Consider the following 314-nt stretch of genomic DNA (forward strand, 5'->3'; position numbering starts at 1 on the left):
GTTTGAGGTGTTGGGCTTCTTCACGCACGCGTTTCCTGGTGGCGGTGATGTGTTGGGCGACTGTTTGCGCCCAGCGTTTTTGCTTGGGTGCCAGGGGGCCTTCTGCTTCGTTGATGGTCCAGGTACCGTCGGCGAAAAGCCAGATAACATCCCCGCTGTAGGGGTCCAGCAAGTATTTGAGGGTGCCATCGGTTTTCATGTTGTGATGTCCTTGGCATAAACATGCCAGGTTCTTCGGATGGGTTGGCCCGCCTTCAGCCCAGTTATGTCGGTGGTCTAACTGAAGCGTCCTGGGTTTAGTTCCGCTTCTTTTA

Annotated in this window: 1 protein-coding gene; it reads right to left on the reverse strand. The window is 54.8% G+C overall.

Translation table 11 applies throughout. The features are described 5' to 3' along the window. Positions 1–314 (reverse strand): HNH endonuclease signature motif containing protein (locus HMPREF2698_RS13125; protein ID WP_141748960.1); only part of this gene is annotated, 314 nt, incomplete at both ends.

Origin of the sequence: Corynebacterium sp. HMSC072A02, assembly GCF_001810085.1 — a bacterium.
In the GTDB taxonomy this organism is placed as follows: domain Bacteria; phylum Actinomycetota; class Actinomycetes; order Mycobacteriales; family Mycobacteriaceae; genus Corynebacterium; species Corynebacterium hesseae.